This is a genomic window from Lactobacillus sp. ESL0246 (genome assembly GCF_003692965.1).
Lineage (GTDB): Bacteria > Bacillota > Bacilli > Lactobacillales > Lactobacillaceae > Lactobacillus.
The window spans coordinates 292,253-308,429 of the sequence record NZ_REHC01000008.1; the positions used below are offsets into that span (position 1 = coordinate 292,253).

The 16,177-nt window shown below is 35.7% G+C and carries 19 protein-coding genes and 2 other annotated features; of the genes, 2 read left to right on the forward strand and 17 right to left on the reverse strand.

Going from position 1 to position 16,177, the window contains the following annotated elements; translation table 11 throughout:
- Positions 1-2 precede the first annotated feature (2 nt).
- From pheT to F5ESL0246_RS05475, 4 genes are all read right to left on the reverse strand, one after another.
- On the reverse strand, positions 3-2,420 hold the full coding sequence (gene pheT, locus F5ESL0246_RS05460; RefSeq protein WP_122018505.1) for a phenylalanine--tRNA ligase subunit beta: 2,418 nt from the start codon (positions 2,418-2,420) through the stop codon (positions 3-5).
- Positions 2,421-3,470 carry a phenylalanine--tRNA ligase subunit alpha gene (gene pheS / locus F5ESL0246_RS05465; protein ID WP_122018506.1) on the reverse strand — a complete coding sequence of 350 codons (1,050 nt, stop codon included), beginning with the start codon at positions 3,468-3,470 and terminating at the stop codon, positions 2,421-2,423. It lies immediately after the preceding gene.
- A 37-nt stretch (positions 3,471-3,507) separates the two neighbouring features.
- Positions 3,508-3,712, reverse strand: a binding site (T-box leader).
- A gap of 49 nt (positions 3,713-3,761) precedes the next feature.
- Positions 3,762-4,112 carry a helix-turn-helix domain-containing protein gene (locus F5ESL0246_RS05470; RefSeq protein ID WP_122018507.1) on the reverse strand — a complete coding sequence of 117 codons (351 nt, stop codon included), beginning with the start codon at positions 4,110-4,112 and terminating at the stop codon, positions 3,762-3,764.
- Between the two features lie 78 nt (positions 4,113-4,190).
- Positions 4,191-4,958, reverse strand: a complete 768-nt coding sequence (locus F5ESL0246_RS05475; RefSeq protein ID WP_122018508.1) for an RNA methyltransferase — start codon at positions 4,956-4,958, stop codon at positions 4,191-4,193.
- A gap of 140 nt (positions 4,959-5,098) precedes the next feature.
- Between F5ESL0246_RS05475 and F5ESL0246_RS05480 the strand changes: the two genes are divergently transcribed.
- Together F5ESL0246_RS05480 and yidC are read left to right on the forward strand one after the other, a co-directional pair.
- Entirely contained in the window at positions 5,099-5,374 is a 276-nt protein-coding gene (locus F5ESL0246_RS05480; RefSeq protein WP_122018577.1) for an acylphosphatase, read from the forward strand.
- A 33-nt stretch (positions 5,375-5,407) separates the two neighbouring features.
- Positions 5,408-6,382, forward strand: a complete 975-nt coding sequence (gene yidC / locus F5ESL0246_RS05485; RefSeq protein WP_122018509.1) for a membrane protein insertase YidC — start codon at positions 5,408-5,410, stop codon at positions 6,380-6,382.
- 177 nt (positions 6,383-6,559) lie between these two features.
- Here yidC and F5ESL0246_RS05490 read toward each other — a convergent pair whose 3' ends face one another.
- From F5ESL0246_RS05490 to F5ESL0246_RS05550, 13 genes are all read right to left on the reverse strand, one after another.
- The gene (locus tag F5ESL0246_RS05490) at positions 6,560-8,119 is read right to left on the reverse strand and encodes a HAMP domain-containing histidine kinase (RefSeq protein ID WP_122018510.1); all 1,560 of its coding nucleotides are present in this window, start codon (positions 8,117-8,119) and stop codon (positions 6,560-6,562) included.
- On the reverse strand, positions 8,106-8,819 hold the full coding sequence (locus F5ESL0246_RS05495) for a response regulator transcription factor (protein ID WP_122018511.1): 714 nt from the start codon (positions 8,817-8,819) through the stop codon (positions 8,106-8,108). Before F5ESL0246_RS05495 ends, F5ESL0246_RS05490 begins: the two co-directional genes overlap by 14 nt.
- A 136-nt stretch (positions 8,820-8,955) precedes the next feature.
- Entirely contained in the window at positions 8,956-9,513 is a 558-nt protein-coding gene (locus F5ESL0246_RS05500; RefSeq protein WP_122018512.1) for a DUF177 domain-containing protein, read from the reverse strand.
- Positions 9,514-9,515: 2 nt separating this feature from the next.
- Positions 9,516-10,670 (reverse strand): nucleotidyltransferase, encoded by a 1,155-nt coding sequence (locus F5ESL0246_RS05505; RefSeq protein ID WP_122018513.1) that lies wholly within the window; start codon positions 10,668-10,670, stop codon positions 9,516-9,518.
- Positions 10,671-10,676: 6 nt separating this feature from the next.
- Complete coding sequence (gene rsfS / locus F5ESL0246_RS05510; RefSeq protein WP_122018514.1) at positions 10,677-11,024, reverse strand: ribosome silencing factor; 348 nt, start codon at positions 11,022-11,024, stop codon at positions 10,677-10,679.
- Positions 11,021-11,632, reverse strand: a complete 612-nt coding sequence (gene yqeK, locus F5ESL0246_RS05515) for a bis(5'-nucleosyl)-tetraphosphatase (symmetrical) YqeK (protein ID WP_122018515.1) — start codon at positions 11,630-11,632, stop codon at positions 11,021-11,023. The genes rsfS and yqeK overlap by 4 nt, the downstream gene beginning before the upstream one ends.
- The gene (locus F5ESL0246_RS05520; RefSeq protein ID WP_122018516.1) at positions 11,625-12,263 is read right to left on the reverse strand and encodes a nicotinate-nucleotide adenylyltransferase; all 639 of its coding nucleotides are present in this window, start codon (positions 12,261-12,263) and stop codon (positions 11,625-11,627) included. The genes yqeK and F5ESL0246_RS05520 overlap by 8 nt, the downstream gene beginning before the upstream one ends.
- 8 nt (positions 12,264-12,271) lie before the next feature.
- Positions 12,272-13,381 carry a ribosome biogenesis GTPase YqeH gene (gene yqeH, locus F5ESL0246_RS05525; protein WP_122018517.1) on the reverse strand — a complete coding sequence of 370 codons (1,110 nt, stop codon included), beginning with the start codon at positions 13,379-13,381 and terminating at the stop codon, positions 12,272-12,274.
- The gene (locus F5ESL0246_RS05530) at positions 13,374-13,898 is read right to left on the reverse strand and encodes a YqeG family HAD IIIA-type phosphatase (protein WP_122018518.1); all 525 of its coding nucleotides are present in this window, start codon (positions 13,896-13,898) and stop codon (positions 13,374-13,376) included. The genes yqeH and F5ESL0246_RS05530 overlap by 8 nt, the downstream gene beginning before the upstream one ends.
- 105 nt (positions 13,899-14,003) lie before the next feature.
- Positions 14,004-14,360, reverse strand: coding sequence for a 50S ribosomal protein L20 (rplT, locus tag F5ESL0246_RS05535; RefSeq protein ID WP_122018519.1), 357 nt, complete (start codon positions 14,358-14,360; stop codon positions 14,004-14,006).
- A gap of 36 nt (positions 14,361-14,396) precedes the next feature.
- Positions 14,397-14,597 (reverse strand): 50S ribosomal protein L35, encoded by a 201-nt coding sequence (gene rpmI / locus F5ESL0246_RS05540; protein ID WP_122018520.1) that lies wholly within the window; start codon positions 14,595-14,597, stop codon positions 14,397-14,399.
- A gap of 25 nt (positions 14,598-14,622) precedes the next feature.
- A complete protein-coding gene (gene infC, locus F5ESL0246_RS05545) occupies positions 14,623-15,132 on the reverse strand; it encodes a translation initiation factor IF-3 (protein WP_122018521.1) in 510 nt (169 codons plus the stop codon).
- 37 nt (positions 15,133-15,169) lie between these two features.
- Positions 15,170-15,282: a sequence feature (ribosomal protein L20 leader region), on the reverse strand.
- Positions 15,283-15,352: 70 nt separating this feature from the next.
- The gene (locus F5ESL0246_RS05550; protein WP_122018522.1) at positions 15,353-16,168 is read right to left on the reverse strand and encodes a transporter substrate-binding domain-containing protein; all 816 of its coding nucleotides are present in this window, start codon (positions 16,166-16,168) and stop codon (positions 15,353-15,355) included.
- Positions 16,169-16,177 lie beyond the last annotated feature (9 nt).

A 16,177-nucleotide genomic window follows, 5' to 3' on the forward strand; every position in this document is an offset into this window, starting at 1 on the left:
ACCTAACGTATTTCAGCCTTAAGTTTATCTTGTAAGCAATCAGTTATGGCTGTCATTGCTTTAGTAACAACCTCATCGGTTAACGTGTCTTTCCTGTTAAGAAAAGTTAATCGATAAGCAATACTCTTTTTGCCTTGTGCAATATGTGATCCTTGATAAGTATCAATTACCCGCAATTTAATTAAATACTTGCCACTATTAGCTTTTATAAGGTCCTCAATTTCTTGATTAGTCACTTCTTGATCGATTAAAACAGATAAATCACGATCAACGGCAGGGAATTTAGGAGCAGCTTTTGAAATTGTTTTCGGATTAATAATTAATGGTATTATTTCATCTAGATTAAGTTCATAGCCATAAATCTCATTACCATTCATCGCTTTATTAACATTTGTGATTTCATGACTAATCATTCCAATTAAACCGACATAATGCCCTTTTATATAAATTCCAGCAGTTCTAGTCGGATGCATGCCAGAAATAGTTTCAGCTTTGTATTCCACTTGATTTAAATCAATTCCAATAGCAAGTAGCAAATTGGCTAATTGACCTTTGACAAAATAAAAGTCAATCTGCTCATTTTCATGTTGCCAATTGTCCCAATAAACATTACCCGAATAAAGTGCAGCAAGATGTTCATGTTCATTATACGTATCACCAGCAAAATCATAAACTCGCCCTTGTTCGTAGAGAGTTAATTGATTTTGTTTTCGTGCCATATTATAAGCAGCAGCATCAATTAATCCTGTTAAAAGATTTTGCCTTAAAGTAGAACGACTAGAATTAAGAGGCATTTGAACTTTTACTAGTGGCTGTGGTGTTTTAGTATAAGTGACAGCTTTTTCACTTGAGGTCAAAGAATACGAAATTGCTTCAATTAAGCCCTGTCCCTGGACCACACTCTTAATTCGCCGAATTACATCCTCAGTTTGAGAATAACCACCACGGGTTTCCGGTAAAACTGGTTGGGTAGATTTAATATTGTCATATCCGTATAAGCGACCAACTTCTTCAACTAAATCAGCTGGAATTGAAATATCCCATCGTCTCGCAGGAATATCAACTACTAAATCTTTACCAGCCACTTCAACATTAAAATTCAAGCGCTTATAAATGTTTAGCATTTCAGATGACGAAATTTCGGTTCCCAATACTTTATTGATATAAGAAACAGTAGTTCTAACAGTGACAGATTCTTGCTTCTTATCACTTCCGGTAATTATACCCTCTGCAATCGTTCCATCCGCATCATTACGCAACAATAACGCAGCCATATTCAAAGCACGCATTGTAGCATCATAATTGACTCCTTTTTCATAACGACTTGAAGCCTCTGTGCGATTGGCATGACGTAAAGCAGCTTTTCTGACTAAAGTTGGGTCAAAAATAGCTGCTTCCAAAATGACGTCAGTAGTATCCTCTTTGATTTCTGAATTGAGTCCGCCCATCACTCCAGCCATCATTACAGGCTGATCACCATTTGTAATTACAATATCATTAGGATCAAGGTCAACTTCATGGTCATTTAATAAAGTTAGTTTTTCACCCGCAGTGGCTTTTCTAACAACCAACTGACCACTTTCAAATGCTCTTGCATCATAAGTATGCAGTGGTTGACCAGTCAAAAGCATGACATAATTTGTAACATCAACAACATTGTTAATTGGTCTGATTCCAGCATTCCAAAGACGCGCCTGCATCCACAAAGGACTATCACCAATTTTGACATTTTTGATTTTGCGGAGATAAAACTTAGGTGCTAATTTACTATCGACCTGAACTTTAAGCTGATCAGTCCAATCAGGACCATCTGCTTTCAAGGCAACGTCTTCGACTTTAACGGGTTCATCAATAATAGCACCAACTTCATACGCGGCCCCTTCCATGGACAAAGTATCAGCGCGATTAGGAGTAATATCAAAGTCAAAAATATAATCATCCATACCTAATAACTCAAACACTTCTTGGCCCGGATGAAGATCAGCATCAGTAGGAAACAGAAAAATACCGTCAACATATTTTTCAGGGACAACGCTATCAGCAAAGCCAATCTCCTGTAATCCACAAATCATCCCATTCGATTCATAGCCACGCAACTTACCTTTCTTAATTTTAATATTGTCGGCAATTCTAGCACCAGGAAGGGCTACAATTACATCTTCTCCTGCTGCAACATTAGGCGCACCACAGACAATTTGATGCGGCTCTTCATCTCCCACATCAACATGTGTTACATTTAAATGCGTCCCTTCAACCGGTGTACAATCAAGAATGTGCCCAACGACTAACTTCTTAAGTCCTTCTTGGGGATGCTTAACATCGGCAACTTCGACTCCAGTTCGAGTTATTTTTTCTCCTAATTGATATGGATCCTTGTTAAGTTCAAGAAAATCTTGTAGCCATTTATACGAAACTAGCATTTATCTTTCCTCCTTACTGAATTGTTCTAAGAAACGAACATCATTAGTATAAAAGTCACGAATGTCATCAATCCCATATTTTAAAATTGCAAAGCGATCCAGTCCGACACCAAAAGCGAATCCACCATAAATTTTTGAATCAATACCCGCATTTTCTAAAACATTTGGATGAACCATACCAGCACCCAGAACTTCAATCCATCCTGTATATTTACAAATTGCACAGCCCTTACCGTCACAATTAAAACAGGAAACATCCATTTCAACCGATGGTTCAGTAAATGGAAAGTAACTTGGCCGTAATCGTGTCTTGCGATCTTGACCAAAAACGTGTTTAGTCATCATTTCAAGTGTCCCTTTAAGATCACCCATGGTAATGTTTTTATCAACAACCAAACCCTCCATTTGCATAAATTGATGAGAATGAGTCGCATCATCATCATCACGACGATAAACCTTACCTGGACCAACCATCTTAAGAGGGCCTTTAGAAAAGTCAAATTTTTCTAAGACACGTGCTTGATCGCCAGAGGTTTGTGATCGTAACAAGTCTTCTGTATCAATGTAAAAAGTTTCTTGCATGTCACGAGCTGGGTGATCTTTGGGAAGATTCATCATTTCGAAACAATAATGGTCAGTTTCGATTTCAGGTCCTTGAACAACTTGATAACCCATTCCAATAAAATATTTTTCTAAATCATCTAAAATAATATTGATTGGATGTTTTGAACCGACATGTGTTGCCCGACCTGGCAATGTAACATCAATCCGTTCTTTTTCTAGCTGTTTTTCTGCAAGTTCTTTTGCAATTTCTGTTTTTACATTATCTAGATTATGATTAAATAAATCACGAACTTTATTAACCTGTTTTCCAATATCACGGCGCTTGTCCGGATCAACATCTTTCATCGAATGTAAGATTTCGGTCAATTCACTTTTACGACCGACAAGTTTAACACGCACTTCATTCAACGTTTGTTCATTTTTAACTTTGGCAATTTCGGCTAAGCCTTTTTCGCGTAGCTTGTTGAGCCTATCAAATAAATCCATTGTTTTTTCCTTTCAAACAAAAAAGTTCCGCCCCCTCTAAAGGGACGAAACTTCGCGGTACCACCCTAGTTTAAGCCACTAATAGCTTACACTTAAGTTTTCGATAACGGCGAATACCGGAATTGATTAGATCCTACTAGTAAGGTGAAATTCACAGATCCGTTCAAACTTTTCTTTCAGCTCACTAAAAAAGTCTCTCTGCATAAATGATTTCTGCTACTAATCTTACTTTCTGTAATTACTTAATAGAATAATTCTTTTTTACAAAACTTGCAAGTAAATACTTTATTCTCACACCCACTTATCTGCCCAATCATGAATTTGATTAAAAACTGGCTTAAGTTCCTCACCTTTTCGGGTTAACCGGTAAGAAATAATTTTAGTATTAGCATCGACAGAGCGTTTAATAATATTTTCCTGTTCGAGTTCTTTCAATCTTTCAACTAACACCCGATCAGAACAAGCAACCACACAACGTGCCAAATCCTTAAATCGAAGATATTTACTGCCACACAGAGAGCTAATGATTAAGCCGTTCCATTTTTTGCCAATAATTTGAAAAGCATTAATAAAATGTTCGCATGATTCAAAATCAGTAGCGCCACAGTCAGCTTGATCCTCTGTTTTCGTGACTTGTGACATAAAATTTTCCCTCCATCGTCAAGTGATAATTACGGTTCTAATTATAAAAAATTCACTTACTAAAAACAAGCTCTTTAATCAAGCAAAATGATAAATTATGATACCAGCGGCTACAGCAGCATTTAATGATTCAGCCTGTCCCTTAATTGGAATATATAGCCGTTCATCACAAAGATGTGCAATTTCTTTGCTGACTCCATGAGCCTCATTACCAATCACTAGCCCCAACTGTGGAAGCGGTGCAAAATTTTGTAATTGCTTTGCTGAGTGATCCAGCATGCTTGAATAAACTGGAATTGCGTTGCTATGAAATGTTCCAATCACGTCTGGTAAATCCTGTGTGATTAGATCAATGTGAAACTGACTACCTTGCATTGCTCGTTGAGTTTTGGGATTGTATAAATCGACACTTTGTGGTGCTAAAATTACACCATTAAAGTCGGCAGCATCAGCCGTTCTAATGATTGTACCAACATTGCCCGGATCCGAAAGTTGATCAAGCAGGACCCATTTGCCATAGTTAAACGAAAAATTTTTAGGTTCGGAAACTTTCAATACCATAAAAATATTTTGTGAATTCTTGGTACTCGATAAATGCCGTGCAATTGCATTATTAATTGTAACGATTTTACTAGTGGTCAAATCTACATGATAATTGTCTTTAGCCTGAGTTAAAGCTTCAGCTGTACCCAAAAGATACACATACTTATATCCTGCCTTCAGAGCTTCTTGAACCAAATGAAACCCTTCGATTATATATAAGCTAGTTTCTTCACGGTATTTTTTTTGCTTCAACTTGGCTAAGTTTTTGATTAACTTATTGTTAACCGAACTAATTTGTTCCATTAATCAAACATCTTCTTTCAAACTTCAATTATAGCGTATAGTTCCTGGGTAAAATGGTAAAATTAAAATAGTCTAGTCTATAGAAAGGAATAATTATGGGTCTTTTTAATAAAAAACAGCAAGCTAATACTGAATCCCCAATTGAAACCTGGCAACTAACTGTTTCAGGAATTGTTCAAGGCGTGGGCTTTCGCTGGAGTGTCTTAAATTTAGCAAAACAAATGAACATTTGTGGTACCGTATGCAATAATAGCGATCAAACTGTTACTATCACTTTACAGACTAGTTTAGACCGCGTCAACCAGTTTTGCACTGAGCTGCCCCAAAAAATTTCACAATTTGCACGAATTACAAAAATACATAAAGAAAAATTAACAAATGTAGCCAAAATGAGTAGTTTTCATGTATTATATTAGTTATTGACTAAGTTTATTAATATGGTGGATTTAATGAAAAAATATCGTAAATATATCGGATTGACTGTCCTTTGCTTGGCAGTCATGTTAATTGTTACAGCATGTTCACAACACAGTGGTGCTAACAGTGCCCCACCAACCGGCGGTTTTTATGGGTGGATTTATCAATATATCGGATTACCTTTGCAGAATATTATGTTGTACTTCTCCAAGATTATTGGTGGCGCAAATGGTGCTGGTTGGGCAATCATCTTGATGACTTTCGTAGTTAGAATGATCCTTTTGCCTTTAATGTTAAGTCAACAAAATAAATCAACTACACAACAAGAAAAAATGGCCCGTTTACAACCTCAAATGAAGTTAATTCAAGACACAATGAAACGAAAAGATTTAACTCAAGAACAACAAATGACTTTGGCAGGCTGGCAACGGCAACTTTATTCGCAAAACAATCTATCATTGACTGGTGGAATTGGATGCTTACCATTGATTATTCAGTTTCCAATCATGATTGGAATTTATCAGGCAGTAATGTATTCTCATAGTTTGGCCAACTCATCATTCTTTGGTATTTCATTGAGCAGTCGTTCGATTGTGGTCACTATTATTGCCACAATCTTTGCTTTTATTCAGGGATATCTTTCATTAGTTGGTATACCTAAAGAGCAAAAAAAGCAAATGCAGTCTATGATGTTGATGAACCCCTTAATGACATTGTTTATTTCATTATCTGTTTCAGGCTCCGTTGCTCTTTATTGGGCAGCTGGTAACTTCTTTTCAGTTATTCAACAGTTGATTGTAACCTTTATTATTATGCCCAAGGTTAAACGAAATGTTGATAAAGAATTACAGCATGAGCCAATTAAAGAAGTAGTTAATAAGGCAAAGATTGATGAACTGTTGAATGTTGCACCTCAAGCATCTCAAGAAAATAAGCAAGTCAATCAATTACATCAAGATCTTCGCAAACGTAATAAGGGAAAACAGCAAAAAAATCATAAAAATTAAAAATAGCTATATATAAATAAAATATTTTAATTTGCAAGACTTCATTTTGAAGTAAAGCTAACCTCCTAGATGGGTTCAAAACCCAGCTGGAGGTTTTTATTATGGATAAATTAATTGTTAAGCAAAAAGTGTTTCTTAATAGCTAAAATAACTATTAAGAAACACTTTTTTAATTATTCAGGTATCACGCTTTTGCTTATCTTGTTCGCGCTGACGCAGATTGTCCGCCTGCTCTTTTGTCAAAGATGGAAAGGTCATGATAAATTGGCTTCCTTGACCCTCCACAGATTCAACACTAATTTTACCATGATAGCTAGTAACTAACTTTTGGGCAATTGCCAAACCTAAACCATTGCCACCTTTTTCTCGTGTTCTTGCCTTGTCAACACGATAAAAGCGATTGAAAATTTTACTTTGATCTGCTTCAGAAATGCCTTCACCATAATCCTGTACAATAATATTAACTTCATTATTGAGCAATCCGGCTGAGATATTTAGTTCCTTGCGGGTAGTTGAATATTTAATTCCATTGTCGATTAGTACGACCAGTAATTGTTCCAAATGTCCTTGATAAATTTGAATTTCAGTTTCTAATGGTAAATCATCCATATCAAGCCTTATAGAAAAGTCTGGATGAACCATAGATAAATTTCCTGTGACTCTCTTTAATACATCTGAAACCTTAGTCACTGCGTTCGGATACTGAACATTAATTTGTTCAGCTCGGGTTAAATCTAACATTTCTTGAATTAGATGCTGCATTCGCTTTGCTTCTTGCAATGAAGCTGTAATCGACTCAGATAAAATTTCTGGATCATCTTTTCCCCAACGTTCCAACATATTTAAATGTCCTTCAATTACGGCAACCGGAGTTCGTAATTCGTGTGAAACATCGCCTACAAATTCCTTTTGCTGCTCAATATAGCGTTGCATCCTGTCAAGCATTTGATTAAATGAAATTGCAAGTTCTTGCAATTCATCATGGCGATGGAAATCTTTGATTCTTGCCGTACTATTTGGATCTACATTAACTTCTCCGGCTACTTTAGACATTTCTTTAATCGGCTTAACAATCCCCAAAACAATAATGAAAGAAATTATTGTAAAGATTATAATTGCAATCAGGGAAATACGAATCATCCATTTAAGTAGATCCCTCATCAAGCCGTTATAATATGACATTTTATTTTTGACCACAATATAGCCTGTTACTTGTCCATTCTTCATAGACCGAACCTTTTGATAAGTCAATAATTGACGGCGATGATTATGATAAACAGTCTCCATTAAGAGATCACCTTTAAATGATTTGAACTGAGGAATATTGCTACCATTGTCAAAAACGTCTTCTTTTTCAAGATTATAAACTACAACATTTAAATCGGGGTTGGTCAAAGAAGACAGCAAGTCATCGTTAAAAGCACTGGTTCCATATTCTGATTGACTAATTGCAGGACTGCCTTGTAATACTTTTTGTGTTGAAGGAGTCAATGATGGAACCACATTAGAAATCTGCAACTCTGTTGGAATTCGCATAAGATTAGCATTAAGCTTGGTCATCATTTCGCTTGATGTTTCCTTCTGTTGCACCAATGATTGTTGTCCCACAATCGAATATATTACAACTGAAAATACAATAAAAGAGACCATTATCGTTAATGCAACGACACTCACCCAATGTACTACTAAGGATGAATGTTTGGTCTCCTGAAATTGTTTATCTTTATTTCTTCTCATCATCTTCGTCTCTTACCATATATCCAGTACCACGAACGGTCTTAATATACGATTGTTGGCCAGGAATGTCGATTTTATTACGCAAGTAGCGAACATAAACTTCGACAACATTTGTTTCAATATTTGAACTTGGACCCCAAATTTTAGACAATAACTGATCACGACTAACCACATTATTCTTGTTTTGAATTAAAGTCATTAACAAATTATATTCGCGCTTAGTTAGATCAACAGTCTTGCCATCACCACGGCGGACAATTCGATTAGCAGTTTCAATTGTTAAGTCTTTAAACTTAACTACCTTCTTTTCGATTGTACCATCGGAAGCTTCTTTTTCAATTTTTACTCGACGTAAGACTGCTCGTAGACGAGCCAATAGTTCCTCAATTGCAAATGGTTTAACAATATAGTCATCTGCACCATGATCTAAGCCAGAAACACGGTCAATTACAGAGTCACGAGCTGTCATCATAATGATTGGCGTACTCTTAACTTGACGAACACGTCGAGCAATTTCAAGCCCATTTAAATCAGGAAGCATTAGATCTAGCAAAATCGCATCAAAGTCTTCCTTTAATGCTAAATCTAGACTTTTACGTCCATTACCTTCAACGACAGTATCATATTTTTCATGTTTTAATTCTAATTCTACAAAACGTGCCAAATTCTTTTCATCTTCAACAATTAAAATTCTTGCCATTTCTCTATCCTTTTTAAAATTATTAATTTCTAAATTAGACTCCATTTTATAAGTAAAGCATACTTTAAAAGTGATTTTAAAACAAGATTAAAAATCGAGTTAATATTTTTCTTGTTTTTCATTTTGAAGATCACACTTACTTATTGTCATTGCAATCTTCTTGCTTAAATAAATCCTTTAACTTTGCAAATGCCGGATTAATTTGATTGCTTTTATTGCGATTATACTCCTCCTCAGAAATAACTGACCAACCATTTCCATGAGGATATATTTCCTTTTCTTTTTCCTGCTTGGTCAGAATAGTCGTAGGAATATGTAACAAAATATTGTCTTCAATTGCTGTTTGCAAATCAATCAAATCATTTTCAACTTTTACAATTGGGATTTCTGTTTCATCTAATTCTTCCTTAGATACATCTTTTTCTGTATAATTTTCGCAAAAATGGAACTGTTCATGTAGCTCGACTGGAGCAAGACTTCGACTTGAAGGAACTATCAAATCTGCTGTCACAGTAAAATCACCAGTAACATATGGTTCACTATAAAACAAATCACCGATAATTTTGACTTTCTCAATCTGGTACAGTAGTTTCTGACTTCGCTTTAAAAATTCTGGCCGCATTTCCACGTTTTGTTCAAGATGAATTAAAGGTTCTGTGCTTTTAACAATTTGTGAAAAATTCAGTGATAACATTTCTACACCTCCACTGGACGGCGACCAAAGTTTTGGTCAACCTTTGTTATTTGTTCATATAATCGATCAACCCGCATTTGTAAATGCAATGACCCATATTTTGTGTTCTTTTGATCTATTTTAGAAACAATTTCAGCAGATGTTTCTTTTCTAATTTGCTTTAAATATTTCTTACCTAGCTTACTATAACCAAGTAAGAATAGCGATTCATGATTAAAACTATCAATCATATCATCTTGTGTAACATTTAATAATGTATATAAACTGAGCCTACGCAAACGTGAATATGTGTAACGTTTAGACTTAACTCTCCGCAAGAAATCAGTGAAATTTTGCGCCAAATGAATTTCATGTTTCATCTTATATTCGAGCCCTTCGTTCATTTGATAAATTTTTTGCAATTCTACAATTGAAGAAGATTCAAGACGATACTTCAAAAAAGGAAACAACAGATTCCAATTTGGATATGCCTGCTGTTTGCGAAGCAAATTTATTTCTTTAAGTGGCATCCATTGTTTTAAGTTAAAGTCAACTTGGTTATGTAATATAAGGTTTCGAATCGCACTTGCACTCTGAACTATACCATTGTGTTGCAAAATATCATCGTGACCGGCTCCAATTCGGTTAACTGGATGTAAAACTAATGGCGAACCCAAATTATAATTAGCAACGGCATAAGCCAAGGCTAAAATTGCATTAGGTTCATTAACTTCTTGACCAACTTCACGAGCCACCATTTGATTATACTGAGTAGAATATGTTTGACTATAATCATTAAAGTTCATATGGTTGGGAGGTATTTCAGCAATTTTACTTCCTAAATAAGCAAAATTTTGAGTTGCATCTTCAACGCCAAAAATTAAGTGATTTACGCCGATCTTAACCAATAAATCAATACTACCAAGAGCAAATAAATCTGCTGGTTCAACTGAGGTTGAAAAGGGGAGTTCAAACACCAAATCTGCTCCACTTTCAAGGGCAGTTTGTGCTCGTGACCACTTATCCATAATTGCCATCTCACCACGTTGCACATAATTTCCTGACATGACGACAATAATTGGATCTTTACTACCAGCAAGATTGCGTGCCTCATTCATCAAAAACTCATGACCACTATGAAAGGGATTATATTCTGCTATGATCCCAACTACACTCATTGTTAGTTAATCTTCCTTTAAATCTATTTTTTTACCATCTACCCATAATTTTTCAACATTATAAAAATCACGAGCTTCTTCAGTAAATACATTAACCACAACATCACCTAAGTCAAGTAGTAGCCAATTTGATTCACTGGTCCCTTCAACTCTATAATTATAAAAGTTGGCTTTATGAGCTTCATCAATAATCGCATTCGCAATTGCGTGCAACTGCCTATTTGAGCCAGCACTAGTCACAACATAATAGTCAGACAAAATGCTATACCCTTGCATGTCATAGGCAGCCGTATCTTCGCCATGACGATCACTAATCGCTTTCAAGACGAAAGCTAAGATATCTTTACTAGTCAATTTTTCTCCTCATTATCTTTAATACTCCACACATTATATGCAGCCAAAGTGCGTGGATATACCTTATTTCTATTTCCTATTAAAAAATTAAGAGTGTGAGCTAATTGAAAACCAACACCTTCATCCAAATTAGCAAAAGTGATTTTTCGTGCCGTGTCGACACCCACAAAATCTCTTCCCGGCTCAATATAATCAGCCATATAAACGATTTTGTCAAGCATTGTCATTTCAGTATCACCCGTAGTATGGCGTCTAACGGCTGTTAAAATTTCAGGATCAGTAATTTTTAAATCTCGTTTAATAAAATATGTTCCTACAATTCCATGCCAAATTGCCGGCCCCCAATTCAAAAGCTCTTGATCAAAGCCCTGTGTCTGAATTGTTTTGCGAAAATCCGCAACCGAAACTTGTTTGGCATAATCATGGATAAATCCTGCTAAAGCAGCCTTGTCTTCATCATAATTGTTAAGATGTGCCAATTTACGTGCCGTCAGACTTACTCCGATACAATGTTTAAAGCGCTTATGATCCATGTTATTTTCTTCTAACTTGATCAATTCACTACTGGATAATGAAGAATAAGTATTTTTCAAAACAAAATCAGTCATTATAAAGCCTCTTTTGGTAAAGATAATTTTCAACAGCTTCTGGCACCAAATATTTAATGGAGCCTCCCATTGCAATTGTTTGTCTAATTAATGTTGAGCTTATTTCTACTTTTGGCACATCAACCCAAATTATTGGTAAAGCTGCCTTTTGTGGGTATCCTGGTCGCTGAACACCAACTAAAGTAGCTAATTGTGCTATCTTAGTAGGCTCCTTCCAACTTTTTAAATTATTAACCTGATCACTACCTATAATTAAATAATAGTGGTTTTGGGGCTGTATATTATGTAAATGACGCAATGTATCAACCGTATATGAAACGCCACCGCGAAATAATTCAAAAAGCTTTACATAAAATTGTGGATTATCGTGCGTAGCTAATTCAAGCATATTGGCTCGATCTTCAGGTGAAACTTTCGGTGCATCCTTTAAGGGTGGAATATTAGTTGGAATAAACCAAATTTCATCTAAATGAAGTTTAGTTACGACTTGTTGCGCAACAAGCAGATGTCCCAAATGAACCGGATTAAAGGTGCCACCCAAAATGCCAATTTGTTTACCCTTAATTGAATCAATTTTTTCTGTTTCAACAGCAACTACTGGACTTTTTTCATCCTTAGAAATAGCAATCATTTTCCCCTCTAAATCAGTGCGCGTCTTATACCTAAGCCAATTTGACTAGGTGTATAAACTTTAACTAAGCAATCATTTGGCACTGTTACAAATCCGATGCCACCAAACAAGAGATCACTCTTACTACTTGTATGAAATTTTTTCCCTTTCAATTCTGGTAGTTTATCCTCATTACTTGGCGGACTAAGCAATTCCCCCACATGTTTTGAGTAAAATTCATCAGCTTTTTCTGTCTTAGTTCGGTGAATATATAATTCTCGTGCAGCATAAACTGTAAAACTAGCAGGTTCACCTTTCAAAAAATCAATTCGACCTAATCCGGCCAAAAACAGAGTGTTACCTGGCTTCAATTGATAAGTTGCTGGTTTAAGCGGTTTTTGCGGTGAAATAATTGCTAACTCTTTTGCACTTAAATGCGTTGCCAATTGATTTTCTGTCATAATCCCCGGAGTATCAACCAATAAGTGTCCATTTTCTAGTGGAATTTCAATTTTATCAAGTGTAGTTCCTGGAAAGCGAGAGGTGGTAATCAAATCTTGAATATCACCCATTTGATCAATGATTGCATTTAGCAAGGTTGACTTGCCGACATTAGTCATTCCAACAAAATACACATCTTGGCTGCGTGATTCTATGTCAAGATAAGATATTAATTTTTCAAGATTTTTTTGCTTTTTAGCACTAACCAAAAATATTTTCTTAGGGAATAAACCAACACGATTCGCTTCTTGACGCATCCAATCCTTAATCTTACTTTGACGCAAATTTTGCGGGAATAAGTCAAATTTATTCCCAACTAAAATGAAATCATTATTACCAATAAAACGTGTTATTGATGATAAAAGTGAATTAGTAAAGTCAAACAAATCTACTACATTAACAATTAACGCTTTTTTTTCTGCCATTGAATTTAACAAAGCTAAAAAGTCATCATTATTGGTATCTACCGGCATAATTTCATTATAGTGACGCAAGCGAAAGCATCGCTGACAATAAACATCATTATCTTCACCATCTTGAACATTCTTCAATCTGGATGCGGGAATGTACCCGGCTTCTTCAGGACAAGTCGATTGCAATATTGCCCCACAACCAATACAAATAATTTTATCATCCATGTTTTAATATCTCCTTAAAAGTTACAGGGTGTGATAAACCCAAAAAGAAAAAAATAATTTTTTCCAAAAAGCGGTTAATGCGCGTATTCCACTTATCTGTCTGAACAAGTGGTTTAACTAACACTGATTTTACGCCAGCAAGATTACCCGCTTGAATATCCGTAATCAACTGATCACCAACCATCATTACTTGATTAGAACTTAAGCACATTTTTTGTATTTTATTTTTAATTGCAAACGGTAGCGGCTTTTTTGACTTGGCCACAAAGTCAATCTGATAAGGATTAAGCACCTTACCAACCCGCTCAGCGTTATTATTCGAAATAACCACCAATTTAATTCCAGCATCAGCTAAACGTTCGTTTAGCCTTCCCATTTCATTTGCCGTTTCAAACTTATTCCACGCTAAAAGAGTATTGTCTAAATCAGAAAATACCGCTTTAATTCCTAATTGGTGAAGCATATCGGTATCTAGATGATAAATTGTATCAATTGTATATCGTGGCCTAAATAACATTTAACTTTCCCCTCATTGTCATTCCATAGTTTAATATACCAAAGATTAACCTTCAAGTAATAATTTTTTACATAAAAAAACGGCGCAAATGCGCCATTTTCTAGCTTAGTTTAAAGCCTTCTTAGCAGTTTCGGCTAATGTTGCAAAAGTTTCTGAATCGTTATAAGCAATATCAGCTAACATTTTACGGTTAACGTCAATACCAGCAACTTTCAAACCATGCATCAGCTTAGAGTAAGAAATGTCATTTTGTCTAGCTGCAGCATTGATTCTAGCAATCCATAACTTTCTGAAATCGCTCTTACGTCTTCTACGATCACGGAATGCATATCTATAGGATACAAATAATTGTGTACTTGCAGCCTTAAATTGCATATGCTTTGCGCCACGGTACCCCTTAGCAAGCTTCATAACCTTCTTACGACGTTTACGTGTAACTGTTCCACCCTTAACTCTTGGCATCTAAAATTCCTCCTAAATATCGTTTTTACTTAATAATTAACGCATTTGAGAGAGCATCTGTTTGATGCGCTTCAAGTCGCTGCGTGAAACTAATGCAGCTTTTCTCAAATGACGACGTTGTTTCTTAGTCTTACCGTGGAAACGGTGACCAGTAAAAGCGTGATGACGTTTTAATTCACCAGAGGCAGTTCTTTTAAAACGCTTAGCAGAAGCGCGGTGGGTTTTCATTTTAGGCATTTTCTAATTCCTCCAAATTAACTATTTATTTTTTATCACTCTTAGGAGCAAGTATTAAGAACATCGAGCGACCTTCCATCTTTGGCTTGCTAATCACAGTAGCAATATCAGATGTAGCTTCCGCCATCTTTTCAAGTACATCGCGTCCTAATTCTTTATGAGTAATAGCTCGACCCCTGAACCTAATCGAAACACGAACCTGAGCTCCTTCTTTAGTTAGGAACTTTTGAGCGTGTTTTAATTTAGTATTGAAATCATTGCCTTCAATTGTCGGACTTAGGCGAATTTCTTTCACACTAACAGTCTTAGACTTCTTACGTGATTCTTTAACCTTTTTTTGTTGTTCAAAACGGTATTTACCATAGTCCATAATCCGGGCAACCGGTGGTTTGGCATTAGGCGAAATTAGAACTAAATCTAAACTTGCAACACTGGCTTGGCGTAATGCCTCATCCTTAGTTACAACACCAACTTGTTCACCATCTTCATTAATTAAACGAACTTCACGTGCACGTATCTGATCGTTTAATATCAAATTCCTTGGTATAATTCTTCACCTCCATGTTAATTTGAGGACAAGAAAAAGACGGGTACTAAGTGCCCCGCCTTTAATCAACAGAAAATATCGATTAGCCCAGAGGTCAACTTAACTTAGGCGAGAAGCGGGAAGCTCCTTCTTGTTCTCAACTAATGCGATTATACACGTTCTCATTATTTACGTCAAATAATTTTTGTTTCAAGCGTAAATATAATTCTTAATTGCGATACATCACTTTATAATTAAAACCAGGTACTTTGCTGAACCATTTCTTAATCAACCGATTATATTTCCCACTATGTTGTAATTTCGAAATTGCTGTATTTATGGCATTTTCTAATTCAGGCTGATGTTTATTTATTGCTATTCCGTATGGCTCTTTTGTAAAAGTCCCGCCACGTACCGTTAACCTCGGGTTTTCAACTGCCAAGCCATATAAAACTCCGTTGTCACTCGAAAGTGCATCCCCTTGACCCGCTTTTAACGCGATTACGGCTTGACCATAATCCTGCATTTGAACAACTTTAGCTTTAGGTGCCACTTTTTTAATCACATCAACTGAATTATCCCCTACAATGCCAATCACTGTTTTACCAACCAAATCATGAATGTTTTTGATTCTCGAATTTTTTCTAACTAAGAGTGATTGGCCTGCAGCAAAATAAGATTTAGAAAAATTAATTATCTTTTTACGTTCTGGTGTAATAGTCATCGTTGCAATAACGGCATCAACATTCCCATTCTTCAATAATGGAATTCGTGATTGTGCAGTCACCAAAATAAACTTTGCTTTTCCCTTTGATCCTAAAATTTCTTTAGTAATGGCTTTTGCCATATCAACTTCAAAACCTTTTTCTTGATTATCTTGAGTATCAGTTAAACTAAACAATCTAACATCACTCTCAATTCCCCAAGTAAGTGCATGAGACTCTTGTACATTCTTTAAAGCATTTCGATCAGAAACACTTTGGCTGCAACCGATTAATAAACAAGCACTGAATAATATCGGAATTAGCCCTAATATTTTCTTCATAACGGCTCT